Origin of the sequence: Pseudomonas sp. MWU12-3088, assembly GCF_023242405.1 — a bacterium.
GTDB lineage: Bacteria > Pseudomonadota > Gammaproteobacteria > Pseudomonadales > Pseudomonadaceae > Aquipseudomonas > Aquipseudomonas kribbensis.
This window is the reverse complement of the sequence record NZ_JALJEA010000016.1, coordinates 1-23,835: the sequence shown is the minus strand read 5'-3', so window position 1 is coordinate 23,835 and position 23,835 is coordinate 1. Positions and strand designations below refer to the sequence as shown.

The window sequence follows — 23,835 nt, the reverse complement described above, 5'->3', positions numbered from 1 at the left end:
AGGTCACCTGAGAGTCAATTGTGGTTACTGCTGTCGGTTTTGTTGTCGAGGCGGTAGCTGAAGCTCACGCCCACGCCTTGAAACAGCACGACGTCAGCCAGTTGACGGGCGAGTTCGCCGGCACTGGCCAGTTTGGTCTTCGGCACGTAGAGCATGTCGTCCGGTTGCAGGTAGGCGATCTGCGAGGCGTCGCCGGACAGGGCTTTTTCCACGTCGTAATGCACCGCCTGCACCTGGTTGCCGTTGCGACGCATGATCACTACCGAATCCAGCCGCGCCTTGATGTTGGTGCCACGGGCCAGGGTCAGCGCCTCGAGCACCGAGACCGGCCGGCGGATCGGGTAGGAACCCGGCTGGCCGACTTCACCCAGCACGTAGATCTCGTTGCCGGCGGTGGACTTGAGCATGACGTCGACGCTCATCCGGCCAGGCAGTTGCGCGTAGCGTTTGTTGAGGAAGGTTTCCAGTTGATTGACGGTCATGCCTTGCAGCGGCACTGCACCGATTTCCGGGAAGCTCGCGTAGCCGTCGTTACCCACCGTGATCTCGCGGCTCATGCCGGTGGCCGGGTGGTTGAGGGCGCTTTTCAGGTTCTGCTCGTTGGTCAGCGGACTGATGATCTGCACGGTCAGCTGATTGCGATTGGGCTGGAACAACTGTTTGCGCTGATAGGCACGCTGGATTTCATCCCGGGCCTCATCGCTGGTCAGCCCGGCGATCTTCACCGAAGTGTTGGCCCCCGGCAGATTGATGGTGCCGTCCGGCAGCACCAGTTGATTGCCGTTGAGCTGGCTGGCAGCGGTGAAGTTCAGGCCGATCTGGTCACCCGACTGCACGCGATAAGCGTCCGAGCCGCTGGTGCTGATGTGGAAGATCACGTCCAGCACATCCTGCGGGCGTAGGGTCTGCTCGACCTTCGGCATGTCGGTGGCTTGGGCGTTGGCCGGGGTGGCGGTGAGGATATTCACCGGCATGGTCTGGGTTTCGGAGTTGCTGGAGCAACCTGCAAGCGGCAGCATCAGCAGAACCAGTATCTTGGCGTTCATTGCGTCATCCCTCGCGTTGCTTACAGGTTTTTGTACAGCCATTTGGGCATGTAGTACTTGCGCCGGTTGAACACGCTGCCGACCACTTTTGCCCCGGCCTGGGTCAGCCGTTGCACCGCGGCCTGGGCGACTTCCCAGCGGGTGTCCTCGGCACGGACCACGAACACCACGCCGTCGGCCTGGGTGCTGAGCACCAGGGTGTCGGCGGCGGAGTACACCGCATCGCCGTCGATCACCACGAAGCGGTACTGGCTGCCCAACTGATCGAGCAGCGGGCTCAGGCGTTCGGCGGTGAGCATGTCCATGGTGCGGATCGGCCGGCCGTTGGGCAGCACGTGGAAGGGCAGGCTGGAAACCTGCACCACGCAGTCTTGCAACAGCGGCGGGTTGTCCGGGTTGAACAGCAGGTCGCGCAGACCGCGCTCCTTGCCCAGGTTCAGTTGCTGGGTGAGGTTGTTCGCCGATTGGCTGGCATCGACATACAGCACCAGTCCGCTGCTCATTTGCGCCAGTTGACTGGCCATGGCCAGAGCGCTGGTGGTGGTGCCGGCGCCGGGGTTGGCGGCGGTCAGGAACAGGATCCGCAGATCCAGGTCCAGCACGGTCGACGTCAGGTTCGACTCGCTGGGGCTGGCAATGCTCAGGCTTTTGTTGGTTGAACCGTCCATTAGCTTGCTCCGTGGCCGCTGAATACTTTGAAAGGGGTTTTCAACAGGATCTTCAAATCAAGCAACAGGCTCTGCTCGGCGATGTAGCTGAGGTCCAACTCAACGCGCTGGTCGAAGTCGATATTGCTGCGCCCGGAGATCTGCCACAGGCCGGTCATGCCGGGGTAGATCGCCAGACGGGCGAGGTGCTTGTCCTTGTAGCGGTAGGCGTTGAACGAGGTCGGACGAGGGCCGACCAGGCGCATGTCGCCGGTCACCACATTGATCAGGTTGGGCAGCTCGTCGAGGCTGGTGCGCCGCAGGAAGCCGCCGATCCGGGTGATGCGCGGATCCTGGTCGATCTTGAAATCGATCGCGTCGACACCGTGCTTGTTGAGGTGGCGCAGCGACTCTTTCAGTTCTTCGGCGTTGGCGACCATGGTGCGAAATTTGTACATGCCGAACTTGCGGCCGCGATAGCCGGTGCGTTTCTGCACGAACATCACCGGGCCTTTGCTGGTGAACTTGATGGCAAGTGCCAGGCCGATCAGCAGTGGCGAAATCATCACCAGAATCACCAGCGCGCCGAAGCAGGCCAGCACCCGGTTGGTGCGTGACAGCTGCCAGGGGCGGCCACCCTCGCGTCCGGTCACCCAGCCTTGCCCCTGACGGTGGATGGCCGCGTCGAGGCGCATTCGATGTTCCGGATCCATGCGTTTGTCACGAACCAGATGTTGGATCGGTACACCTTTCTCATGTCCAGTCATGGAGTCCTCCGCTGGTGTTCAGCCGCGAACGGCGCGTGGGCGACAGGCAGTCGGGTAGTAATCGCGATACCAGGCGATGAACCGCCCGAGGCCTTCATCCAGCTCTATCCGGGGCTGGAACCCGGTGGCCTGGGCCAGATCGTCGGTGTCGGCACAGGTGTTGAGCACATCGCCCGGTTGCAGGGGCAGCAGCTCGACAATGGCTTTCTGGCCGAGGTGTTTTTCCATCAGGGCCAGGTAGGTTTTCAGCTCCACCGGATGGTGGCCGCCGATGTTGAACAGGCACCACGGCGCCATGCTGCTGCCCGCGTCGGGGTGCTCGCGGTCCCATTCCGGATGGGTATGCGGCGGATGGACCGTGAGGCGGGCGATGCTCTCGACGATGTCGTCGATGTAGGTGAAATCGCGCTGGTGCAGGCCGTAGTTGAACAGCTTCAGCGGCAGGCCTTCGGTGATGGCCCGGGCGAACTGGATCGGCGACATGTCCGGCCGGCCCCAGGGCCCGTACACCGTGAAAAAGCGCAGCCCGGTGCAGGGAATGCCGAACAGATAGCTGTAGCTGTGGGCCATCAGCTCATTGGCTTTTTTGGTCGCGGCGTACAGCGACAACGGGTGATTGACGTCGTCATGCACCGTGTACGGCGTGTGCTGGTTGGCGCCGTACACCGAACTCGACGAGGCATAGATCAGATGCTCGACCGGGTGATGCCGGCAGCTTTCCAGAATGTTCAGGAAACCACTGAGATTGCTGTTCAGATAGGCCTGTGGATTTTCCAGCGAATAACGTACCCCGGCCTGCGCTGCCAGGTGGATCACCACTTGCGGGCACTCGCGGACAAATAGCGCATCCACCGCGGCGGCGTCGGCCAGATCGACTCTGGCGATCTGGAAGTCGCCGACCTGACCGCGCACCCAGCGCACGCGGTCATGCTTGAGCTGCGGGTCGTAATAGGCGTTGAAATTGTCCAGGCCGATGACCTGATGCCCGTCGCGCATCAGCCGCAACACGCAATGAGCGCCAATGAATCCGGCCGCACCGGTAACGAGGATTTTCATGACCGCAACCCGTCAGGCGCGATATGCCGCAGACCGATGCCGCTGTAGTGCAGGCCGGCGGCCGCCACTTGTTCCGGGTTGTAGAGATTGCGCCCGTCGATGATCACCTTCGAGCGCAGCTTGTCGGCCAGCAGTTCGAAGTCCACCACGCGAAAGTTCTTCCACTCGGTGCAGATCACCAGCGCATCGGCGTCTTCCAGGGTGTCGTCGCGGGTGGCGCACAGGTGCAGGTCATCGCGGTAGCCGTAAATGCGCCGGCATTCGGACATGGCTTCCGGATCGTAGGCCTGCACGCTGGCGCCTTCGGCCCACAGTGCATCCATCAGATAACGGCTGGGGGCTTCGCGCATGTCATCGGTGTTCGGTTTGAACGCCAGGCCCCAGACGGCGATGGATTTGCCGGCCAGGCCCTGCGGGAACTGCGCCTTCAGTTTGCTGAACAGGATGTGCCGCTGCGTATCGTTGACGTCGGTGACACTGCGCAGCAATTTCAGCGGCATGCCGTTGTGTTCGGCGGTGTGCAGCAGGGCGCGCAGATCCTTGGGGAAGCATGAGCCACCGAAGCCGCAGCCAGGGTAGATGAAGTGATAACCGATGCGCGGGTCGGAGCCGATGCCCTTGCGCACGGCTTCGATGTCGGCGCCCAGCAGTTCGGTGAGGTTGGCCAGTTCGTTCATGAAGCTGATGCGGGTGGCGAGCATCGCGTTGGCTGCATACTTGGTCAGCTCGGCGCTGCGGTTGTCCATGAACATCAGTTTTTCGTGGTTGCGGCAGAACGGCGCGTAGAGTTCGCTCAACTGTTCCCGTGCTTCAGGGTCCAGGGTGCCGACGATGATCCGGTCCGGGCGCATGCAGTCGGCGAGGGCGCTGCCCTCCTTGAGGAATTCGGGGTTGGACACGATCCGCACGTTCAGGCCGCTTTTGCCGCGCCGGCGCAATTCGTTGTTGGCGGTATCGAGTACCTGATCCGCCGTGCCGACCGGCACCGTGGACTTGATGATCAGGGTGCGATCGGCCTCCATGAAGCTTGCGATCTGCCGTGCCACGTTGAGCACGTGGCTGAGGTCGGCGGAACCGTCTTCGTCGGCCGGCGTACCCACGGCAATGAAGATCAGCTCGGCATGTTCAACGGCATCGCTGGCCTGAGTGGTGAACAGCAAACGCCCGGCCTTGATGTTTTCTTCCAAAGTTGCCGACAGACCCGGCTCACTGATAGGCGGAACCGCCTGTTGCAGTTGTTTAATCTTGTTTGGATCTATATCGACACACAGTACTCGATGTCCGACATCGGCAAGTGCCGCAGCTTGTATCAGGCCAACATAGCCCGTACCAAATACGCTCACGTCCATATTGGCGTGCCTCGTAAGACGGTGGAGGAAGATCGAATTGGAACTGTCAAAAGGGGTATAGCGCAGGGTGGGGAAAGCGTGTCAGCAAAATGACATGTTGCATGTGTATAACACCCCCGTTTTTGGGGGCTAATAGCCATCAAGTACTTGCTGCATCTGGATTTGTCCCGTCCTTGACATGTTTTTCACAATTCAAAGAAAGCGATAAACGGTCGTAGGCCACAAAATTCAAGGGCTGTAGCGACTTGGGTGTGTCAGTAATGAGTCAATGTTTTTTTGACGCTTTTGGCAAAAGTCCGACAATTCTTGCGCTTTGATAGCGCGGTGCTAGTGTCAGAAATTGACCGACAATTCATTGACCGTGCCCCGTCGGCAGCGCCCCGGAACCGCCATGTTTCGATATTTGAAAGAACTGCTTTTAGTTATTTATCTATTGCTTTATTCCGATTATTACCTTGAACGTTTAAACGCCATGGGTATCGGTCCGGCAGTACTGCTTTTTGGCGCGATGTTTTTGGCGCTGACTTTCGCATTACTACTAACGGCGTATATAAGGCAGACTTTCATTCGGCACTTGTTCGCATTGGCGATGTTTATTTCGGCGGTGTTCTTTGATGTCTATACCCGGGTCACTGCCGATTACCTGACGTACAGCAGTTTTGTCTCGCTGGTGTATTCGGGCGGCTTCATCCAGGAAGCGGCGTATCAGTACCGGGATGCGATCATCCACGGGGTGCTCAACGGACTTTTGCTGTTGATCGGCATCGGCCTGCGGCCGCGTCATTCGATTCCGGTTCCCAATGCGCTGCGAGTTGCGGCGCCGGTGCTGGGAGTGTTGCTGCTCAGCGCCGTGCTGTTCGTGCGGGCCGGGGAAGGTGCGCGCGGCTTGCCGATCATGTACACGCCGCTGGCCTACCTCAACCTGTTCGGCTACGAGGCATTGCACAACACCGTCGGCCCTCGCGAGCCGGTGACCCTGGCGCGCAACGGCCCGGCAGTGGGCCACGACATCGTGCTGATCATCGACGAAAGCATTTCCGGCAATTACCTGGACATCAACGCGCCGTTCGGCGTGCACAGCAACCTCAAACAGGCGCATCCGGGTGTCGAGATCTTCAATTACGGCTATGCGGCGTCCATTGCCAATTGCAGCGCCGACACCAACGTCACCCTGCGTTACGGCGGCACCCGCGCCGATTACATGCGCATCAACAGCACGCTGCCGTCGATCTGGCAGTACGCGAAAAAGGCTGGCCTGCGCACGGTCTACATCGACGCCCAACGCACCGGCGGCAACCTGCAGAACCTGATGACCGACACCGAGAAAAAGGACATCGACGAGTTCGTGCAATTCGACCAGACCAGCGTCCGCGACCGTGACATGGCCGCTGCGGCCAAGCTGATCGAGCTGCTCAACGACGACAAACCGGAGCTGGTGGTGATCAACAAGGTCGGCGCGCATTTCCCGGTGCACGACAAATACCCGGACGCCTTCATGGCTTATCGTCCGACCTTGCCACGGGGCCAGTTCACCGAAATCGCCGACACCGGCAAGCGCGACGGCTTCAACGGCCAGCCGGATGACTGGGTGCTGTACCGCAACGCCTACAAGAACACGGTGCTTTGGAATGTTGGCGAGTTTTTCTCGCGGGTGTTTGCCCAGGCCAACCTGAACAACGCGCTGCTGATCTACACCTCGGATCACGGCCAGGACCTGCACGAGCGCGGTAACCCGGGGCTCAACACCCATTGCGGCGGCGATCCGGTGGAAGAAGAAGGACTGGTGCCGCTGGTGGTGATTCAGGGCGATCAGTTGCACACACTCGACTGGTCGGCACAACTGGCGGCGAACAAGGATCGCTCCAGTCACTACAACATCTTCCCGACCCTGCTGCAGTTGATGGGCTACGACCTGGCGGGGATCGAATCGGTCTACGGCAAACCGCTGAGCGTGCCGACGACGGACGACTTCACCTTCAACTACCGCTTCAATGCGCGGTTGGGGGCCAAGCCCGAGTGGAAGCACATCGACCTGAACAGCATCGTCACGCCGGGTGAGGCGCCGACCAGTGTTGCAGCAGGGCAGTAACCCATCGCGATCCGCTATCCTTGCCCCACACGCAACGATCGGATGGCGGCATGCTGCAGGTTCAAAACGTCTTCAAAAGCTACCTCACCCCCCAAGGCCCGTTGCCCGTGTTGCAAGGTATCGACCTGACGCTCGAACCCGGCAGCAGTCTGGCGCTGATGGGCGAGTCGGGCAGCGGCAAAAGCACGCTGCTGCACCTGATCGCCGGCCTGGATAAAGTCGACAGCGGCAGCATCCGCAGCGGCGAACATCGACTCGACGCAATGAGCGAAGCGCAACTGGCCAACTGGCGGCGCACGGAAATCGGTCTGGTGTTCCAGCAGTACAACCTGATCGGCAGCCTGCGCATCGAAGACAACCTGGCGTTTCAGGCGCGACTTGCCGGGCGTCATGACCCGCGCTGGCAGAATCATCTGGTGCAGCGTCTTGGCCTGAGCGAACTGCTCAAGCGTTATCCCGAACAACTCTCCGGCGGCCAGCAGCAACGGGTCGCGCTTGGCCGGGCGTTGGCCTCGCGGCCCAAGTTGTTGCTGGCTGACGAACCCACCGGCAGCCTCGACGAAGCGACCAGCGACGAGGTGCTGCGGCTGTTGCTGGAGTTGCTCGACGACACGCCGACCACGTTGCTGATGGTCACCCACAGTCAACGCGTGGCCGCGCGACTGGCGGAGCGGGTGGTGTTGTCCAGCGGTCGTTTGACGTGAGGGTTTTCCGGCAAACGCTGATCGCCTTGCTCAGTCACTGGCGGCGGCATCCGGTGCAGTTCTTCAGCGTGCTGACCGGGTTGTGGCTGGCCACCAGCCTGTTGACCGGTGTCGAGGCGCTCAACAGTCAGGCGCGGGACAGTTACGCGCGAGCCAGCCAGATGATCGGCGGCGAACCCCAGGCCAGCCTGAGTGCGCCGAATGGCGCGACGTTTTCCCAGCAGTGGTTTGTCGATCTGCGTCGCCAAGGCTGGCCGGTTTCGCCGGTGCTGCAAGGGCGTTTGATTCTCAAGGGCCATGAATCCCAGCGCCTGCAATTGATGGGCATCGAACCGGTGTCGCTGCCGGCCGACAGTGCGGTGGCCGGGCAGGCGATGCCGATCGAGCGCATCGTCGAATTCTTCAGCCCGCCGGGCAGCACCTGGATTTCCCCCGACACCTTGCAAGCGTTGAATCTGACCGAGGGCGCGACACCGCAAACCGAAACCGCTCAGACGTTGCCACCGCTGCGGGCGCAAAAGGACATGGCCCCCGGCGTGCTGCTGGTGGACATCGGTGTCGCTCAACGCGTGCTCGAACAACCCGATCAACTGTCGCGGCTGCTGTTGCCCAAGGATTTTCACGCCGACGTGCCGGCGGCGTTCAAAGGCCAGTTGCAGTTAAAGAGCAGCGGCGAAGAAAACAATCTGGCGCGCCTGACCGAAAGCTTTCACCTCAACCTCGATGCCCTTGGGTTTCTTTCGTTTGTCGTCGGCCTGTTCATCGTGCATGCCGCCATCGGCCTCGCACTGGAACAGCGTCGCGGATTGCTGCGCACGTTGCGCGCCTGCGGTGTCAGTGCGCGAATGCTGATCGCCGGTCTGATCGTCGAACTCGGTGCGCTGGCGTTGATCGGCGGACTGTTCGGTGTCGTCAGCGGCTACTGGCTGGCGAGCGTGCTGTTGCCGGATGTCGCCGCCAGCCTGCGCGGGTTGTATGGCGCGGAAGTGGCGGGGCAGTTGCGCCTGAGTCCCTGGTGGTGGTTCAGCGGCATCGGCTTGAGCCTGCTCGGCGCGTTGCTGGCCGGGGCCAACAGTCTGCTGCGGGCGGCGCGGCTGCCGTTGCTGGCGGTGGCTGATCCGCAAGCCTGGCATGAACAGCATGCACGTTGGTTGCGCCGGCAGGGCTGGGTGGCCGGGGTGTTTGCGGCGATTGCGTTGATCGCGTTGGTGTTGGGTGACAGTCTCGCCAGCGGATTTGTGTTGATGGCCGGGTTGTTGCTCGGCGCTGCACTGGCATTGCCGGTGGTGCTCAGTGCGCTGTTGAACGGTTTGCTCGGGCGCAGTCGTTCGGTGCTGGGGCAGTGGTTTCTCGCGGACTGCCGACAGCAATTACCGGCGCTGAGTCTGGCATTGATGGCGTTGCTGCTGGCGATGGCGGCCAACATCGGCGCCGGCAGCATGACCGCCGGTTTCCGCCAGACCTTCAACGACTGGCTCGAACAACGGCTCACCGCCGAGCTCTATCTGAACCCGAGCAACCCGGCTCAGGCCCGCGAGCTGTACAGCTGGCTCAAGCAACAGCCGAGTGTCACGGCGATCCTGCCCAACTGGCAGGTTTCGGTGACGCTGCAAGGCTGGCCGACGGAGGTGTTCGGCATCATCGACCATCCGCACTATCGTCAGCACTGGCCGCTGCTCGAAGCCCGGGGCAACGACCCGTGGGCGTTGCTGGCCACGGATGATGCGGTGATGCTCAGCGAGCAACTCGCGCGCCGGCTCAAGGTGCGGCCGGGGGATCACCTGACGATTCCGACGCCGGGCCTGTCGTGGTCGCCGCGCATCGTCGGGATCTACGCCGATTACGGCAATCCCAAGGGGCATGTGCTGGTCAACAGCAATCATCTGCTGCGCAGTTGGCCGCAGTTGACGCCGAATCGCTTCAACCTGCGGATCGAACCGGCAAAGATTCCGGCATTGCTGAGCACCTTGCAGGCACGCTTCCAGCTCGATGACAGCCGCATCGTCGATCAGGCGCGGCTCAAGGGCTGGTCGGTGCAGGTTTTTGAGCGAACCTTCGCCGCGACGGCCGCGCTCAACAGCCTGACGCTGGCGGTTGCCGGTGTGGCGCTGTTCATCAGCCTGCTGACCCAGAGCCAGAGTCGCCTCGGCCAATTGGCGCCGTTGTGGGCCTTGGGTGTGACGCGACGGCAATTGATGCTGCTCAACCTTGGCCAGACCTGGCTGCTGGCGGTGCTGACGCTGGTGCTGGCATTGCCGTTGGGCATCGGGCTGGCGTGGTGTCTGGATGCGGTGATCAACGTGCAGGCCTTCGGCTGGCGCCTGCCGTTGCGGGTGTTTCCGTTGCAGCTGCTGCAACTGACCGGGCTGGCGCTGCTGGCGACGCTGCTGGCCTCGGCGTGGCCGCTGTATTCGCTGTACCGCACGCAACCGGCGGACTTGCTGAGGACGTTTGCCCATGAAGATTAACTTCGCCGTGGTGTGTATGGCGCTGTTGCTCGGTGGTTGCGACAACCCGGCGCCGGAGCAGAAAGGTTTCGCCGGGATGGGCGCTCAGGCGCAGGCCTTCACGCCGGTGGTGCCGGGGCGGGTGTTCAGCTTTCCGGCGGATCATGGCGCTCATGACGGTTTTCGTATCGAGTGGTGGTATGTCACGGCCAATCTCAAGGATGCCCAGGGTAATGATTTCGGCGTGCAGTGGACGTTGTTTCGCAGCGCCCTGAACCCCACGCCGGAGCAACCGGGGTGGGCCAATCAAACGATCTGGCTCGGGCATGCGGCGGTGACCTCGCCCAATGTCCATCACGCAGCCGAACGCTACGCCCGTGGCGGCGTCGGGCAGGCCGGGGTGCGTGTGGCGCCGTTCGAGGCGTGGATCGATGACTGGCGCTTCGTCAGTCAGGCGAGCGATCCGCTGGGCGACATGCAGCTCAGCGCAAAGGACAAAAACTTCAGCTACCAACTGCGCCTGACTTCCAGCCGTCCGCTGGTGCTGCAAGGTGATCACGGTTTCAGTCAGAAATCCGAACAGGGCCAGGCCTCGTATTACTACAGCCAGCCGTTTTTCCAGGCCAGCGGCACCCTGCAAATCGACGGCCAGACCTACACCGTCAACGGTCCGGCCTGGCTCGACCGAGAATGGAGCAGCCAGCCGCTGACCGCCAACCAGACCGGTTGGGACTGGTTCTCCCTGCATCTGGACGATGGCGCGCACGTCATGCTTTACCGCATGCGCCAGAAGGAGGGCGCGCCGTACCTCACCGGCACCTGGATTGGCGCCGATGGCCAGACTGAAACGCTGCACGCCGAGCAGATCAAACTGACGCCGCAAGACACCGCGAAGGTCGCTGGCCGTTCGATGCCGGTGCGCTGGTCGATCGGGATTGCGGAAAAGAACCTGCAGATCACCCTCGACGCAATCAATCCCGATGCCTGGATGGGGCTGCGCATCCCTTACTGGGAAGGCCCGGTGCGGTTGAGCGGCAGTCAGGGCGGGCGCGGTTATCTGGAGATGACCGGGTACTGATTCACCCTGTGCCAAGAGCGACGGCGGATCAGCGTCTATGCTCCTTGGCACGCACGGCGCCGAATGCGCCGTGTGCTGCCATCCATCACAGGGAACGTACCGCTTATGAAGCTTCAATCACTGTCGCACGCCATTGCCCTCGCCACTGTCCTGTCCGCCTCCACGGCGTTCGCGGCCGATATTCCTTTGTCGGCGACTGTCGAGAAGGATCAGGTCACCACCAAAGTACTGGCGGTTGATCCGGCCAATCATCAGGTTGTCCTTGAAGGCGAAGAAGGTCGCCAGGTGCATGTCCAGCTCAGCGACAAGGCGAAAAACCTCGCCAACCTGAAGGTTGGCGACAAGGTCGACATTCAAGTCACCCGTTCCGTGGCGGCTTTCCTGGACACCGACGTGGATAAAGGTCTGCCTGGCTCCACCGAGCGTACCGGCGAGCTGCGCAACGCCGTGGGCAGCAGCAACCCTGGCGGCGAGGCATTCCGCCAGATTCAGGTACAACTGAAAATCACCAGAATTGATTTGAAGAAAAACCAGGTGACCCTGGAAAACCCTTCGGGCCAGTCGAAAACCCTCAATGTCGAAAAGCCTGAAATCCAAGCCAAACTCAAAGATCTGAAAATCGGGCAGAGTGTCGTGGTCACTTACACCGATGTATTAAAAGTGACCAGTGAACATGAAAGCTGAGTATTAACTCTACAGAGTGACTGTTCTTGTACAAGTAGTTGTATGAGAACAGTCATATAAAATGATCGGATCCGATAATTCTGGAAGTTTCTCGGGAAATATCGGTGATCAATATCCGTTAACGTTTTAGTACATAAATTTCATCCTCAATTAGCACGACATATCCGCCAACTTCCATTAAAATCCTTCCCGTTCGCCCAGTGTCAGGGCTCTTTACCGGTGCATGGATTGCCAGGCCATTACACTGGGCGGACACCTCCTCCGGAGAGAGGACTAAAGAATTCGGATAAAAAAAGGGCGACTGTGAAGTCGCCCTTTTTTATTGTTCTCAGGATTTCGCCGGCCGCATGCCTTGCTGCATCTGAATACGTTTGAGTGTTTGCTGGTACATGGTGGTCCGGCGGTGGTTTTTCGCGTAGCCACCGGCAGCCGCCACGGTGCCGGCCTGGATGTGGTCCAGGTAGCGGAAGATCGTCCGCGGCGAAAGGAATCTGATGCCGTAGCCAAGGCTGCTTAATCGATCCTGCAGCGTGTATCCCGGGACCCGGTCGTCCATCGAGAAATGCAGGCCATGAGCCTTGATCAACCGTGCATTCCACAAGGTGCAGAAGCTTTTCAGGTGGGTTTCCCGGTAGGGTTTGGGTTCCCGGGAGCGCAGGCCCAACTGCAATTTCGCCCGCCGGAAATAGTGTTTGAAATAACGCGAAGACAAGCGCCAGGTGTCTCTTAAAACACCCCGGTCAAGCTGTTCGACACAACCGACCGCTGCTGTATCCAAAGATTGCATGCACTCTTTCATCATCATTGAAAAGACAGTGCTATCGAAAACGAAAGTATCGGTGTGCAGTAAAAACAGGTAATCGGTTTCAACCTTTGCAAGTGCCAGATCGAGTGCCTTGCCGTGAGCAATATGCCCGGCTTCTTTGCAAGGGGAAGGGCGCTCGATCAAGTTGATCCAGTCCAGAGAGCGCAAGTAAGCCAGGCTTTCGTCGGCAGAATCATTGTCCACCACCCACACCGGAATCTGCTGTTCCTTGACGTATTCCTGAAGAAACTCCAGGCACATCCGGGTTATTTCCGGGGTTTTGTAATTGACCAATACAAGACTGAACGCGGGCTGTTGTGCCGAGGGGAAATCAAACTCTCTCATGATCCGGGCTCACATCGAAATGGATGGCTTTGTGTGCGGCAATCAACGCTCGCACCCGCTGCTTCGTGGCCCGGATGGTAGGGACGCAACCTTAGTTCAAACTTAATTTCGAAACGCTCGGCGTCGGCCGACTTGTAACGGCTTGCGACGCCTGCGCGAGCAGCGCACACGGCGATATTCCACGGTAAGATGCGCCGCCCTTTTCAGATCAAGGAAGACAACGGCCCGCGCCGTTCGCCACGGATGAAACCACTTTCCCTCTACCACCCGGCCCTCTACTGGCTGCGCGTGTGGCAAAAAAGACTGTTCCGCCACATCGCCTGGCACTGCTCGAGCAAACGCTATGCACGGCCCGTCGCGACGCCTGAGCGCTTGCCGTATCGCTACCTCAAACACACCTCAAAACTGATCCGCAAACTCGGCGACTCCGACCTGGCGCTGCAACACAACAAAGTCATCAACCTCAAACTCGCCGTCGCCGCCATCGACGGCGTCACCATTGCCCCCGGCGAGTATTTCTCCTTCTGCCGCCTCGTCGGCCGCCCGACCCGCCAACGCGGCTACGTCGAAGGCATGGAACTGTCCTTCGGCCAGGCCCGCACCGGCATCGGCGGCGGCATCTGCCAACTCAGCAACCTCATCCACTGGATGGCCATTCACTCACCCCTGGTCGTCATCGAACGCGCCAACCACAGCTTCGACCCCTTCCCGGACGACGGCCGCGTCCTGCCATTCGGCTCCGGCGCGGCGATCTTCTACAACTACATCGACCTGGTACTGCACAACCCGACGGATCGGAGCTTTCAGCTGAAGTTGAAGGTCGGGGAGACGCAACTGGAGGGGGAGTTGTTGTGTGATCGGGAGCGGGAGTTTCGGTATCACGTGTTTGAGTTGGGGCATCGGTTTGTGCGGGAGGGGGAGCGGGTGTATCGGGAGAATGAGATTTGGCGGGAGGTGAGGGAGAAGGGGCAGGTGGGGGCTTTGGTGGAGAGGGAGAGGTTGTATGGGAATCGGGTGGTGGTTAAGTATGAGGTGGGGGAACAAGCCATTGAAAGGCAGCAGTAGGTTGCGTTTTTACCTTAGGGTTTCCAGCGTACGATGGAAATAACGCAATTACAGGTTTCTGTAGGGATATGTTTCGCCGCATAGGTGAAACGTATCGTCCAAATAATAAACTCCGGAAATCGAGTTTATTACCACTTCTAGCTTTTCCTTTGATGGGAATAGCAAATAGAGCAGCTCAAAGAATAAATAGTCCTTGATGAGGATTACCGCTACGTCTGGGTGGTTTCTTATCAGGGTTGCAAGTGGTGGGTAATTGCAATCTCGTAATTCGGGGATGTCGGCGTAGCCTTGTTTGTTATCGTCTTGTATGCATTCGGCGATGAATGCATTTGTCAGCTCGTGGAATTGCTCGGGCAGTTCGTGAATTTTTATTGATAAAGTATATTTTTTGGCATTGTTGAAGAGAGGTTCACCGAAGCCAAGGCTGCGGTAGGTTACAAAGGTTGGGTCAATGATGTCGTTTTCAGATTTGAAGATCATGATTTTTAATCGCTGGAGGGAATGAAGTCGATGCTGTATGTACGCAATCGTGGTCGTCTACATAAATTAAGAAGCTAAGGGCTGTATTAGTTATCCAGAATGGAAATCCAGTCGTTTCTGAAAGCAATATTTTCAAATCGGATGATGACTGAAGCGTCCAGGCATGGATTTGGTTGTCGAGGACGATTAATGTTGGTTTCTCAGAAGAGTATAGGAGATCGACCTTTTTCCAAAAATCTGAGTCGTGTTGTTTTGTTGCGAATTTTAGATTGAAGGGGTCAAGGGTATTTGTGTTGGAGTAAAAGAAGCGGGTTTTTACGTCTGAAATTATTTTTTCTAATTCATCTTTCTTGAGTTTCTGGTTTTTTAGATGATTTGTTTCGAGTGCTGATGTGATTTCTTTTTCCAAGTAACTCATCGAGGTGTTCCTTTTGTTTTACAGAAAAAAATAAAAATAGATCAGTTCCAATTGGTTGGGAGGGAAGCATTTTCAAGCGTCGAGCATGAAGCGTTCAATCTGTTTGATAAAGTCTTCTTTGCTTTTTGTTCTGTATTGCCCTAGTGGTAGCTCAGAGTTTTTGATCGGTTTTCCTTTGTTGTCGTACTTGATTTTCAGGAGTTCAATGACAAAGTCCCCGTCAGGATCTCCCTCTGGCTCAAGTCTTGAGTCAAAGCAATGACCAGTAGTTCGCCGGACACCACCCAGTAAAACTGAGTTACTAAACCACTCGACAGTCTCTGGTGTGAAATCAACCTCGAAAAGGTTGTTGATTGTAATAGTCCATCCGCTTGGGACTCGAAGGGGATGGAGTTCGTATTTAAGCTTGGATCTCATGTTAGTGCGTCCTCTGTGGTTTCTTTTTGTTGAATTCAGTCTAGCGGGTACTCGCAAGTCCATGGTGGCGTAAATAGCTCTGGGTTTATGTTGTTTTCGTAAAGAAAAGAGTTGATTTCTTCCTCTGTTTCCAGGGTTTTGCATTTTGTTATTGTCGTATCGTTGGGGCCAATGCTGTCTCTTGTTTCGAGAAGGTGGATTGCGAGAGTGAATTCTATAATTACGTATTTAGAATTTTTTGCATCTTCTAGGAACTTGTAATAACGCTCTCCTGGGGATCTATTTTCGAAGTTTAAATGATAAGCAGCGTAGATTGCGATCCATTTTCGAAGTGACACATCCTGTGACGGTAGTTCTTGAGCAATTTCTGTATATGATTTTGCCTCAAAACCCCACCAGATTTTTCTAGGGATTATTTTCTGAATACTCATTTTTTCTTTAAACTGATTTGGAAAATAGTAAAGGGTTAGTAAAAAGTAAAAAGTGAAAAGGGGACAAGTGAAAAGGGGACAAATTTGTTTTCTTCAGCGAAAAACAAATCTGTCCACTTTTGTTCTTGGTTTTCTGAATTTAGGGTTTCCAAAATTGAATGTTTTCTACATGGCGTTCAATATCGTCCATATCGTCGTCCCCAAGAGTTGTATCAAAGCTTTTGGAGATGATTTTTCTTATTTTTGCAAGCCTATGAGTTACCTTTTCGTTGTCAATGAAGTTGGTGGTGGCTTTTTGATAATCCTCGACTGATTTGTCGCTATAGTAGCTTCCCATTTTGTGTAGGGAAATTAATATAAATTCAAGCTCAGCTAGAGCTTCAAGAGCGTCCTCCCCTTTAAGTTCTATTTTTTTATTGGTTTCTAACATTATTTTCTCCTTGTGAAAGTTGGGTTTTCAAGTTTTAAATTTCCTTTTATCGTTAACTCCATGGTGCCATACCTTGGATTTTTGGTCTCAATTCCTGTAGAGCCCTTCCAATGAAAGGGGGCAGATTTATTTTTTATTGATTTGTTTTTTTATTGTCTTTAGCGAAAAATAAATCTATCCCCTTTGATTCTATGTCCCCTTTGATTCTGATTATTTTCTGTATGGTTCCATTTTTTCGAGTTGGATTAAAGCGCTCTCATGAATTTTTTTTGGAGTGCTTTAAGTTTTGAGTCGATTGAGGGGGTTGCTGTTTGGTTATGTTTATTGCACCAGTTTGTGATGCAAACAATTGCTTCCCCGAACTGTAGCGAAACATGGTCGTCCATAAATTCGAAAGCTATTCCAGTTTTAAGGTGTTCTGGAATGTTTTCGTAGTCGTCGTCTGTGCTGATATAGATTCCAGACATCTCGATACCGAATCCCCGGGATTCAATTAGACTGTCAAGCGCTTTTGGTAAAAAGCTTGGGTTATTTAGTGAGTGTGATTCAAGCAAATCCAATAAGCAGTTATGAATTATGCTTTCTTGTGTCGCAGTGAGGTTTGGTGTTTGCATGTTATTACTTAATTGTCGGGTGGAGATTTGTAACTGTTGTCAAGGTTTCGTCTAAGTAGATTCTGAAGTTTATACCATCGTTGAATGAAAAAGAATGAAAAGGGGATAGATTTATTTTCTAAAAATAAATCTATCCCCTTTTTACTTTAAATTTTATCCCTTTGTTTGGTTTATGACTTGAAAGGGAAGGTTTCTCCGGTTATTGCTATTCCCGTTGTGGTTGTGCTGATGCTGGTTATATTATTTATTACTAGCTTTAGATTGTTGGTGTTTGGGAATAGTGAAAATAATAGATCGAAGTATAGGTGGTTTTTGATTGGTTCAGTGGCTTGTTTTGGACTTTTTTTGACTAGTTCTAAAAAGTCTGGGTATTGCAGCTCTTCAAGTTCAGGTATTTCTGGGAAGCCTTGTTCTGTGTCGTCAATTTTACACTGTTCAATAAATGAGTCGGCGCATTTTATAAAGCTGTCAGGTAATTCGTTAAGTTCAGCTGTTAACTCGTAATTTTTTGTTTGTAAGTTTGTCGATTCGCCAAATCCTAGACTTCGATATCCGACAGAACATGGATTGATTACCTCACCTTTTGATGTGAATTTCATGGGGTTGTCCCTGGTGGAAGTAAAGTGATTGTTCCATCTTTTTCCAAGATTTCTCAGGGACAGATTTGTTTTTTTCCGTGAAAAATAAATCTGTCCATTTTTGCCAGTCCCATTTTTGCCATTTTTGGTGCCGGTTGTAATGTAACCCGGTCCCCTTTTTGCTCTATTTCTTTTTCCGATTTGGTGGTTATAGCGGATATTCACAGCGCCATGGTGTAGTGAAAAGCTCTGGATTAATATCGAGTTTTTCAAGTAGAGCGTTGATCTCATCCTCGGAGTTCATGGTTTCTATTTTTTCGATAGTAATATCGCGGTCATCTATGCCGTCGCTTGTTTCAAGTGTTTCGGTAGGAATTGTAAATATTACAATCGCGTATCGAAAGCTTTTTGAATGGTGGATGAAATCGTAATATTGGTTTGGGTCGTTGGTGAAGGAATACTTGTAAATGGCATACACTGAAATCCATTTTCTTAATGATGGTTCATCGGATTCTAGCTCTTGCGCAATGTTGTCGTAGCCTGTCCCGTCAAGCCCATACCATACACTTCGTGGGATATATTTTTGTGCTGTCATTTTTGCCCCTCGAACGGGTTTGGCCAATAAATACGGATTACTTTCCCATCTTTTGGGTGTAGCTGCAAATGAGGCATCGCAGCATGTGGATCTGTTGGGCTGTGGTTCGCCATATAGACTTTTCGCGTTTCAATATTGGAAACTGGTGTGTCGTCCCAGTGGTAATAAGACTCTTTGCCTTGGGGCGTTTGAAAATAATCCTTGGCTGTCACTGAGTTGAATTCCTCTGCGTTTCTATAGCCTTGGCCTACATATTTTCCTCTGAATATTTCTTCAGCTTCCGCCCGGCTATTGACTGTGACGTCCTTGGCACCTTGATCAAGCTGAGCTGACGCTCTTTTAACGCTAGGACTTGACCAGTCTAAATCTGGTGGTGGTGGTTCTTTGGTATCGACTTTGGCATTTTTTGCCGGTGATGTTGAGTTTCCTTGACCATCTCCATCTGGCGGGCATCCATTCAAACCCAACGGATCCACCCACCCCGTAGGGTTAGGCACGTACTGGTAGTTATTCAACCCACCCGCAAGCTTAATCGGATCCGGCGTCAGAAACCGTCCAGTCCCCGGATTGTAGTAGCGATGTCGGTTGTAGTGTAGGCCCGTCTCCGCATCGAAATACTGACCCTGGAACCGCAACGGATTATCGATTTCGCTGACATCCAGCGCCGCGAGGTTGCCGTAGGCGCGGTACTTCGCGGACCACATGATTTCGCCGCTGTAGTCAGTGAGTTCCTGCGGTGTGCCCAGATGGTCGAGCTGGTAGTAGAACGGCGTTGCCTTGCGCGGGCCTTCGCCGTCGAGCATGGCCAGCGGGCGGAAGCTGCCGGGTTCGTAGATGTAGGTGCGATAGCGGTTGTCGCCGCTTTCGGCGATCAGGCGTTCGCCTTGCCACAGAAACTCGGTGGTTTGGCCATCGACGGTTTTCTCGATGCGGCGACCGAAAGCATCGTACTTGTAGGACGCGGTGCTGCCACCCGGAAGGCTCGCGCCGATCAGTCGATGCTGGCAGTCGTAACGGTATTCGGTGACGAGCTTCTGCCCGGCGCCACGGCGCTCGCGGATCAGGTTGCCATACGCGTCGTAGTCGTAGTGGCGGTCGCCTTGCATCAGCAGGCGGTTGCCTTTGACGTTGGCGAGGTTGGCTGTGCCTTCGTTGTTCTGGCCGAGCAGGTTGCCGGCCGGGTCGTGGGCGAAACTTTCCGGTGTCGCGCCACGAACGCTGATCAAGCGATCGAGCGGGTCGTAGTGGTAGCTGCGGTTGCCTTTGCGGCTGTCGTCGATACCGGCGAGGTTGCCGTTTGCGTCGTAGTTGTAGCGGCGCTGGAACAGGTTTTTGTCGCGCTGGCTGACGTTGTGAGCCTGCAAGCGACCCTGTTCGTCATATTGATACTGGCTGAGCAGCAGGCCTTGCTGGCGCTGCTGTTCGCGACCACCGCTGAACTGGTGAGACGTCAGGCGCGAGCCATTGAGATCGATGCCGCTGAGCATACCGCCGGATTGATGGCGGTAGTCGAGTTTGCTGCCATCGGGCAAGCGACAGTGCTTGAGTTGGCCAACGTTGTCGTACTCATAACGCAAGGTGCCCCAGCCTTGATGTTCGGTGACGAGGCGGTCTTGCAGGTCGTATTCGTAGGCGAGCGGCCAGTTTCCGTCGTCGACGTTGACCAGGCGGCCGAGGGCGTCGTAGCTGTAGTGAATTTCTTCGCCGTCGGGAAGAGTCTTCACCAGCAACCGGCCTGCGGTGTCGCGTTGGTACTCAGTTACCAACTCGCTACCGTCTTCACCGAATTCGGTTTTCTTCAGCAATTGGCCGTTGAGGTCGTATTCGTATGCGGTGCGACGACCGTCGAAGCCGGTTTCCTGTTGGATCAGGCCATTCGGGAAGTAGTCGAGGTGGTAATGCTCGCCGCGCTCGTTTTCGATCTCGGTCAGCAACAGGCGCGAGTTGTCGTAGCGGTAACGCAGCTGGCTGCCATCCGGGTTGATGCGACGGCTGACAAGGTGCAGTTTATCGGCGTATTCGTAACGAGTGACGCGGCCAAGTTCGTCACGTTCGGCAGTGACGTTGCCGTAGGCGTTGTAGGTGAACGCGCGTGTTGCGCCGCCCGGCAGGGTAATTTGTGCAAGGCGGTTGGCGGTATCCCATTGGTACTGGGTGATGGCCCCGGACTCTTCTTGCCGAGTAATCTGCCGCCCCAACGCGTCGTAGCGATATTTGCGTTGACCACCGTCGGGCAGTCGTTCCTCAAGCAGTTGACCGAGGTTGTTCCAACCGAGTTGGTGGCGGCTGCCATCCGGGTGACGGATCTCCAGCAGACGTCCTTGACGGTCGTAGCTGTAGAACGTCGAATTTCCATCCGGGTCGATTTGCTGAGTGACATCACCCTGTCTGTTGCGTTGATACTTCCAGCTGGCTTTGCCACGGTGAACATCGCTGACGAATCCGTTGCTGTATTCGTACGTGGTGGCTTCATCTTCAGGAGGGATGACAGCGGTCATCAATCCATCATCGTCGTACCGATATTCGGTCACGGCGCCGAGCGGATCTTTTTCCGCGACCAATTGGCCTTTGTCGTTATAGGCCTTGAGGTGCTCGGCACCATCCGGATCGATCTTGCTGATCAGTCGCGCCTGGTCGTCGTGGGTGTAAACCTCTTCGCTGCCATCGGCGTTGGTAACGGTCACGCTGCCTTTGTCATCCCAGGCGTAGCGCGCGTCCATCTGCGAGAAGTTTGCCCAGTGGTGGATGCATCGAGCCAGTTTGCCTTCGTTCTCCCACTCCCAGAAGAAGCTCGCGCCGCCGGCCAGTTGCCGCTCCAGAATCACGTGTTGATCGTTGTAGCGATAACGCTCGGCTTCCCCCGCGGCGTTCTTTGCTTCAATCAACCGGTGTTGCGCGTCATAGGTGTAGATGACCAGCGTCTGGACGGTGTTCCAGGCATCCTCAAGATTGTCCGCCGGTAGAAACTGCTGATAGTCCACAGCCACAATATGTTTGCGGTCGTAGCGTAAAAGCAGGGCACGACCTGCGCCGTTGTCGAGGCGTTTGATGCGCCCGTGGATGTCTCGTGTGACGTGCAGGCGATTGCCATAGCTGTCGCTGATGGCGATCAGGGTTGCGCCTTTGCTGTTGAAGCGGAAGTGGTAGAACGATGGGCGTTTGCCTGCTTGGGCCAGTACCAGTTCGGACGGGTCATCGCCGAGGAAAATGGCTGCACGCGAGAGGCTGTTAGTGATCGCCGGGCGTTGCTCGCTTGGAAGCGGGAACGGTGTGGAGCGGTTTTCGTGGTCGGTCCAGATGACCTCATCGCCCACGATTTCGATGCGGTGGGCAAGGGCGTGACTCCAGCCGTAGCCCAGGCCACAGTCGATTTCCACGGCGCTGGTTCTGTACAGGCGCGTCCATTCAAACGGCAGCAAGCCATCAAGTTGGCCATCTGTCAGCGTCAGCAGCTCTTCACCGGTGACCATCGAAACCGGGCATCCGTTGGTGCAGGTTTCCGAGGCGGGTTCGGCACTCTTTTCCGCAGGCGACTTTGCCTGTTTGGAAGCGTCGTCACCGACTTTGCCTTTACCCAGTTTTGCGTTCTTTTTCCCGTCGAAGCGCAACTGAGAGACGCCGTTTCTCACCTTGGCTGTCACCCCACGCGCCGCAACAGCGGTGTACTTCGCGACATACTCCATAAAGCCATTGATGATTTTGAACAGCGACTTCACGAAGCTGGTGACAGCATTGATGACAAGCTCACCGTACTTCTTCAGTCGGGCGGCGAGGTAGATAACCCCTGTGCCTTCAGCCGCAATGGTCAGGACCACGCCAATCACGATGTCGATCGCGATGCCGACGACAATGGCCGTGGTCATCTTCGCAACGTCGCCGGCCATTTTCATTGGCGGCAAGCCTGCCAACCAGATCACGGCACTGCGTACCAGCAGGAACAAAGCGGCTTCGTCGCTGGCCAGCAACATGGCTTTTTTCATGATGTCTGGCGAACTTTCGGCGACTTTGATCAGGTCCTGGACGCCGGCACCGAGATCTTTTGCAAACTTCTTGGGGTCTTGCAGAATGTCGAGCACCAGACTGATGCCATCCCACACGCCTTTGATGGCCTCCCAGCCACCCTCAAGAATGCCGTTGCCGATCGCCATCGCAGTCCCCGAAGCCGACAGATTCGACCATTGCGGCTTGAACCCGGCCCACTCCTTGCGCAGGAAACCTTCAAGGTCTGCTGTTACGCCGCTGTAGGAGCTGAACAGAGCGTCGATCTGCGCAGGTGTCACTTCGTTGTGAACACGGATTTTGTAGAACTTGCCAGGAATTCCGCCGGTCCAGCTGGCCTTACCTTGCTGATCGAGTTTGACCTTGCTGACTGCACCACCTTCCACTGCAACGATCTCGACTTCGATATCGCCGATGGGAATGTCATAAACCGATTCGAACTTGCTCTCGATCAGCAGCGGCCCTTTCAGCGGACACTGAGCCACGTTCGAAGAGAAGTCGCCGTCGGTCATGCTCACCGACTTACTGGTGTTTCCAACCTTGATCACTCGCTCCATGCCCAAAAGGGAAGGCAGGTCGGCGGCCCGACTGGCCTTGTCGGCGGCTCTCGCGTACCAGGTCTTGGTCTGTTCCTGATACAGCTTCAAACTGTCCTTGAAGGTGTTCAGTTGGTTGTCAACAAAGGCAACGCGATCCATCAGCCTTGCTCCAGAATCAGGTGGTTTAACAGTGCTTCTTTAAGGTTGTCCGGAGCATCCGGGCGACGCACGAAACGGGTGATTTTCAGTTTCAGGTTGTTCTCGGGCCAGGCGCTATAGAGGTCCGGGCGTGCTTCTTCGAGCCACTGCATCAAGTTGCCGACCAGCGTCGTCTGATCCTCCTTCGCCAACTGATCCAACAGCTTCTTCGGCACCTCCCACCACGGCCAATCCCTCACCTTCGGCACCACCCTCGGTCCGACTTCCAGGCTGCGGCCATTGATCAGATACCGCTCAAACACCGGCAGCACCTCCCCAGCGCTCTCACCCAACCCTTCAAGAATCGGATAGATATGCCGCCCATCCCAGAACCGGAAAAACACCTCGGTCCCGTCCGGCATCTTCACCTGGGTCAGGCTGCGCAGGTGTTCGAAGACTTCGTTGGGTTCGGAGCGGGAGACGGCCAGCCAGCCCCAGTCGAGGGCGTCGGTTTCGCTGATCCAGGGCAGGAAGGCGGAGTTGGCCTTGAGTTCGGCGACGTAAGGCATCACCGGTTGCCAGGTGGAGTAGGGCGTTCCGCCCCAGACGGGAATGGCCTGGACGGACGGTTCGCTCTGATACAGGGTCTTCAGCGCGTCGGCATCACTGGCAGCACTGACGATCAGATACAGACGTTCGTCTTTCTGCAACGGCTGTTGTGCCAGCCAATCCTTGGGTGTCAGTCGATTAGATGGCACAGGCACCTGCCTTGCATTTTTCACACTCTTCACAAAACGGCGCATTACGCTTGAGCGTGTTGATCTGCGCCGGCGTCAGCACAGCCCCCGCCTTGTCGGCATCCGCCTGCTTCAGCACGCCCGGCATCAACGGCGCCGCCCCCGTCCCGCTCCCAGGCCCACCCCCGGAGTTGATGTTGATCGCCGGCCCGCTCATGGTCACGCCGCCGCCATCGATCTTGATGAAGCTGCCACCGCCGACCAGCGTCAGCTCAGCCCCGGCCTCCAGCACCACTTTCATGCCGCTGCTCAGGTGAATTTCCTGCCCCGCGTCGATGAACTGCCCGGTGCCGATCTTGATGTGCTGGTTCACACCG

At 56.3% G+C, this 23,835-nt stretch carries 22 protein-coding genes and 1 pseudogene; 6 read left to right on the top strand and 17 right to left on the bottom strand.

Annotation, left to right across the window (positions count from 1 at the left end; genetic code table 11):
- Positions 1-14: 14 nt before the first annotated feature.
- The 5 genes from M5B98_RS26960 to M5B98_RS26940 are packed head-to-tail and all read right to left on the bottom strand — an operon-like array spanning position 15 to position 4,865.
- Positions 15-1,046: a polysaccharide biosynthesis/export family protein gene (locus tag M5B98_RS26960; RefSeq protein ID WP_248744501.1), complete on the bottom strand. Its 1,032-nt coding sequence runs from the start codon at positions 1,044-1,046 to the stop codon at positions 15-17.
- 20 nt (positions 1,047-1,066) lie between these two features.
- Positions 1,067-1,714: a CpsD/CapB family tyrosine-protein kinase gene (locus M5B98_RS26955; protein WP_085712110.1), complete on the bottom strand. Its 648-nt coding sequence runs from the start codon at positions 1,712-1,714 to the stop codon at positions 1,067-1,069.
- The gene (locus tag M5B98_RS26950) at positions 1,714-2,460 is read right to left on the bottom strand and encodes a sugar transferase (RefSeq protein ID WP_248744500.1); all 747 of its coding nucleotides are present in this window, start codon (positions 2,458-2,460) and stop codon (positions 1,714-1,716) included. The genes M5B98_RS26955 and M5B98_RS26950 overlap by 1 nt, the downstream gene beginning before the upstream one ends.
- Positions 2,461-2,478: 18 nt before the next feature.
- On the bottom strand, positions 2,479-3,516 hold the full coding sequence (locus M5B98_RS26945; protein ID WP_085712112.1) for an NAD-dependent epimerase/dehydratase family protein: 1,038 nt from the start codon (positions 3,514-3,516) through the stop codon (positions 2,479-2,481).
- Positions 3,513-4,865 (bottom strand): UDP-glucose dehydrogenase family protein, encoded by a 1,353-nt coding sequence (locus M5B98_RS26940; protein ID WP_085712113.1) that lies wholly within the window; start codon positions 4,863-4,865, stop codon positions 3,513-3,515. The genes M5B98_RS26945 and M5B98_RS26940 overlap by 4 nt, the downstream gene beginning before the upstream one ends.
- 391 nt (positions 4,866-5,256) lie before the next feature.
- Between M5B98_RS26940 and M5B98_RS26935 the strand changes: the two genes are divergently transcribed.
- The 5 genes from M5B98_RS26935 to M5B98_RS26915 all read left to right on the top strand — a co-directional run bounded on the left by M5B98_RS26935 (position 5,257) and on the right by M5B98_RS26915 (position 11,867).
- The gene (locus M5B98_RS26935) at positions 5,257-6,954 is read left to right on the top strand and encodes a sulfatase-like hydrolase/transferase (protein ID WP_248744499.1); all 1,698 of its coding nucleotides are present in this window, start codon (positions 5,257-5,259) and stop codon (positions 6,952-6,954) included.
- Between the two features lie 50 nt (positions 6,955-7,004).
- Positions 7,005-7,658 carry an ABC transporter ATP-binding protein gene (locus tag M5B98_RS26930; RefSeq protein WP_248744498.1) on the top strand — a complete coding sequence of 218 codons (654 nt, stop codon included), beginning with the start codon at positions 7,005-7,007 and terminating at the stop codon, positions 7,656-7,658.
- On the top strand, positions 7,655-10,126 hold the full coding sequence (locus M5B98_RS26925) for an FtsX-like permease family protein (RefSeq protein WP_248744497.1): 2,472 nt from the start codon (positions 7,655-7,657) through the stop codon (positions 10,124-10,126). Before M5B98_RS26930 ends, M5B98_RS26925 begins: the two co-directional genes overlap by 4 nt.
- On the top strand, positions 10,116-11,183 hold the full coding sequence (locus M5B98_RS26920) for a lipocalin-like domain-containing protein (protein ID WP_248744496.1): 1,068 nt from the start codon (positions 10,116-10,118) through the stop codon (positions 11,181-11,183). The genes M5B98_RS26925 and M5B98_RS26920 overlap by 11 nt, the downstream gene beginning before the upstream one ends.
- Before the next feature lie 105 nt (positions 11,184-11,288).
- Positions 11,289-11,867, top strand: coding sequence for a hypothetical protein (locus M5B98_RS26915; RefSeq protein WP_119429866.1), 579 nt, complete (start codon positions 11,289-11,291; stop codon positions 11,865-11,867).
- Positions 11,868-12,195: 328 nt separating this feature from the next.
- Here M5B98_RS26915 and M5B98_RS26910 read toward each other — a convergent pair whose 3' ends face one another.
- A complete protein-coding gene (locus M5B98_RS26910; RefSeq protein WP_248744495.1) occupies positions 12,196-13,017 on the bottom strand; it encodes a glycosyltransferase family 2 protein in 822 nt (273 codons plus the stop codon).
- A 243-nt stretch (positions 13,018-13,260) separates the two neighbouring features.
- On the opposite strand from M5B98_RS26910, the gene M5B98_RS26905 reads away from it, so the two are divergent.
- Positions 13,261-14,082, top strand: a complete 822-nt coding sequence (locus M5B98_RS26905; protein WP_248744558.1) for a VanW family protein — start codon at positions 13,261-13,263, stop codon at positions 14,080-14,082.
- A gap of 48 nt (positions 14,083-14,130) precedes the next feature.
- Here M5B98_RS26905 and M5B98_RS26900 read toward each other — a convergent pair whose 3' ends face one another.
- From M5B98_RS26900 to M5B98_RS26850, 11 genes and pseudogenes are all read right to left on the bottom strand, one after another.
- Positions 14,131-14,562, bottom strand: a complete 432-nt coding sequence (locus tag M5B98_RS26900) for a hypothetical protein (RefSeq protein WP_248744494.1) — start codon at positions 14,560-14,562, stop codon at positions 14,131-14,133.
- Complete coding sequence (locus M5B98_RS26895) at positions 14,546-14,980, bottom strand: hypothetical protein (RefSeq protein ID WP_248744493.1); 435 nt, start codon at positions 14,978-14,980, stop codon at positions 14,546-14,548. Before M5B98_RS26895 ends, M5B98_RS26900 begins: the two co-directional genes overlap by 17 nt.
- A gap of 72 nt (positions 14,981-15,052) precedes the next feature.
- Entirely contained in the window at positions 15,053-15,397 is a 345-nt protein-coding gene (locus M5B98_RS26890; protein ID WP_248744492.1) for a hypothetical protein, read from the bottom strand.
- A 35-nt stretch (positions 15,398-15,432) separates the two neighbouring features.
- On the bottom strand, positions 15,433-15,828 hold the full coding sequence (locus M5B98_RS26885) for a hypothetical protein (protein ID WP_248744491.1): 396 nt from the start codon (positions 15,826-15,828) through the stop codon (positions 15,433-15,435).
- Positions 15,829-15,967: 139 nt separating this feature from the next.
- On the bottom strand, positions 15,968-16,258 hold the full coding sequence (locus M5B98_RS26880) for a hypothetical protein (protein ID WP_248744490.1): 291 nt from the start codon (positions 16,256-16,258) through the stop codon (positions 15,968-15,970).
- 245 nt (positions 16,259-16,503) lie between these two features.
- Positions 16,504-16,872, bottom strand: a complete 369-nt coding sequence (locus M5B98_RS26875; protein WP_248744489.1) for a hypothetical protein — start codon at positions 16,870-16,872, stop codon at positions 16,504-16,506.
- Between the two features lie 170 nt (positions 16,873-17,042).
- Positions 17,043-17,675, bottom strand: a complete 633-nt coding sequence (locus M5B98_RS26870; protein ID WP_248744488.1) for a hypothetical protein — start codon at positions 17,673-17,675, stop codon at positions 17,043-17,045.
- Complete coding sequence (locus M5B98_RS26865) at positions 17,659-18,045, bottom strand: hypothetical protein (RefSeq protein ID WP_236191351.1); 387 nt, start codon at positions 18,043-18,045, stop codon at positions 17,659-17,661. The genes M5B98_RS26870 and M5B98_RS26865 overlap by 17 nt, the downstream gene beginning before the upstream one ends.
- Entirely contained in the window at positions 18,042-22,742 is a 4,701-nt protein-coding gene (locus tag M5B98_RS26860) for an RHS repeat-associated core domain-containing protein (protein WP_248744487.1), read from the bottom strand. The genes M5B98_RS26865 and M5B98_RS26860 overlap by 4 nt, the downstream gene beginning before the upstream one ends.
- Positions 22,742-23,479, bottom strand: coding sequence for a DUF4123 domain-containing protein (locus M5B98_RS26855; RefSeq protein WP_248744486.1), 738 nt, complete (start codon positions 23,477-23,479; stop codon positions 22,742-22,744). The genes M5B98_RS26860 and M5B98_RS26855 overlap by 1 nt, the downstream gene beginning before the upstream one ends.
- Positions 23,469-23,835: pseudogene (locus M5B98_RS26850) on the bottom strand (DUF2345 domain-containing protein); the annotation flags it as partial. The gene M5B98_RS26855 and the pseudogene M5B98_RS26850, both read right to left, overlap by 11 nt.

Excerpts from the sequence above, each read along its gene's own strand:
- M5B98_RS26960 (WP_248744501.1), bottom strand. The coding sequence starts at position 1,046 with ATGAACGCCAAGATACTGGTTCTGCTGATGCTGCCGCTTGCAGGTTGC.
- M5B98_RS26955 (WP_085712110.1), bottom strand. The coding sequence starts at position 1,714 with ATGGACGGTTCAACCAACAAAAGCCTGAGCATTGCCAGCCCCAGCGAG.
- M5B98_RS26950 (WP_248744500.1), bottom strand. The coding sequence starts at position 2,460 with ATGACTGGACATGAGAAAGGTGTACCGATCCAACATCTGGTTCGTGAC.
- M5B98_RS26945 (WP_085712112.1), bottom strand. The coding sequence starts at position 3,516 with ATGAAAATCCTCGTTACCGGTGCGGCCGGATTCATTGGCGCTCATTGC.
- M5B98_RS26940 (WP_085712113.1), bottom strand. The coding sequence starts at position 4,865 with ATGGACGTGAGCGTATTTGGTACGGGCTATGTTGGCCTGATACAAGCT.
- M5B98_RS26935 (WP_248744499.1), top strand. The coding sequence starts at position 5,257 with ATGTTTCGATATTTGAAAGAACTGCTTTTAGTTATTTATCTATTGCTT.
- M5B98_RS26930 (WP_248744498.1), top strand. The coding sequence starts at position 7,005 with ATGCTGCAGGTTCAAAACGTCTTCAAAAGCTACCTCACCCCCCAAGGC.
- M5B98_RS26920 (WP_248744496.1), top strand. The coding sequence starts at position 10,116 with ATGAAGATTAACTTCGCCGTGGTGTGTATGGCGCTGTTGCTCGGTGGT.
- M5B98_RS26915 (WP_119429866.1), top strand. The coding sequence starts at position 11,289 with ATGAAGCTTCAATCACTGTCGCACGCCATTGCCCTCGCCACTGTCCTG.
- M5B98_RS26910 (WP_248744495.1), bottom strand. The coding sequence starts at position 13,017 with ATGAGAGAGTTTGATTTCCCCTCGGCACAACAGCCCGCGTTCAGTCTT.
- M5B98_RS26905 (WP_248744558.1), top strand. The coding sequence starts at position 13,261 with ATGAAACCACTTTCCCTCTACCACCCGGCCCTCTACTGGCTGCGCGTG.
- M5B98_RS26900 (WP_248744494.1), bottom strand. The coding sequence starts at position 14,562 with ATGATCTTCAAATCTGAAAACGACATCATTGACCCAACCTTTGTAACC.
- M5B98_RS26895 (WP_248744493.1), bottom strand. The coding sequence starts at position 14,980 with ATGAGTTACTTGGAAAAAGAAATCACATCAGCACTCGAAACAAATCAT.
- M5B98_RS26890 (WP_248744492.1), bottom strand. The coding sequence starts at position 15,397 with ATGAGATCCAAGCTTAAATACGAACTCCATCCCCTTCGAGTCCCAAGC.
- M5B98_RS26885 (WP_248744491.1), bottom strand. The coding sequence starts at position 15,828 with ATGAGTATTCAGAAAATAATCCCTAGAAAAATCTGGTGGGGTTTTGAG.
- M5B98_RS26880 (WP_248744490.1), bottom strand. The coding sequence starts at position 16,258 with ATGTTAGAAACCAATAAAAAAATAGAACTTAAAGGGGAGGACGCTCTT.
- M5B98_RS26875 (WP_248744489.1), bottom strand. The coding sequence starts at position 16,872 with ATGCAAACACCAAACCTCACTGCGACACAAGAAAGCATAATTCATAAC.
- M5B98_RS26865 (WP_236191351.1), bottom strand. The coding sequence starts at position 18,045 with ATGACAGCACAAAAATATATCCCACGAAGTGTATGGTATGGGCTTGAC.
- M5B98_RS26860 (WP_248744487.1), bottom strand. The coding sequence starts at position 22,742 with ATGGATCGCGTTGCCTTTGTTGACAACCAACTGAACACCTTCAAGGAC.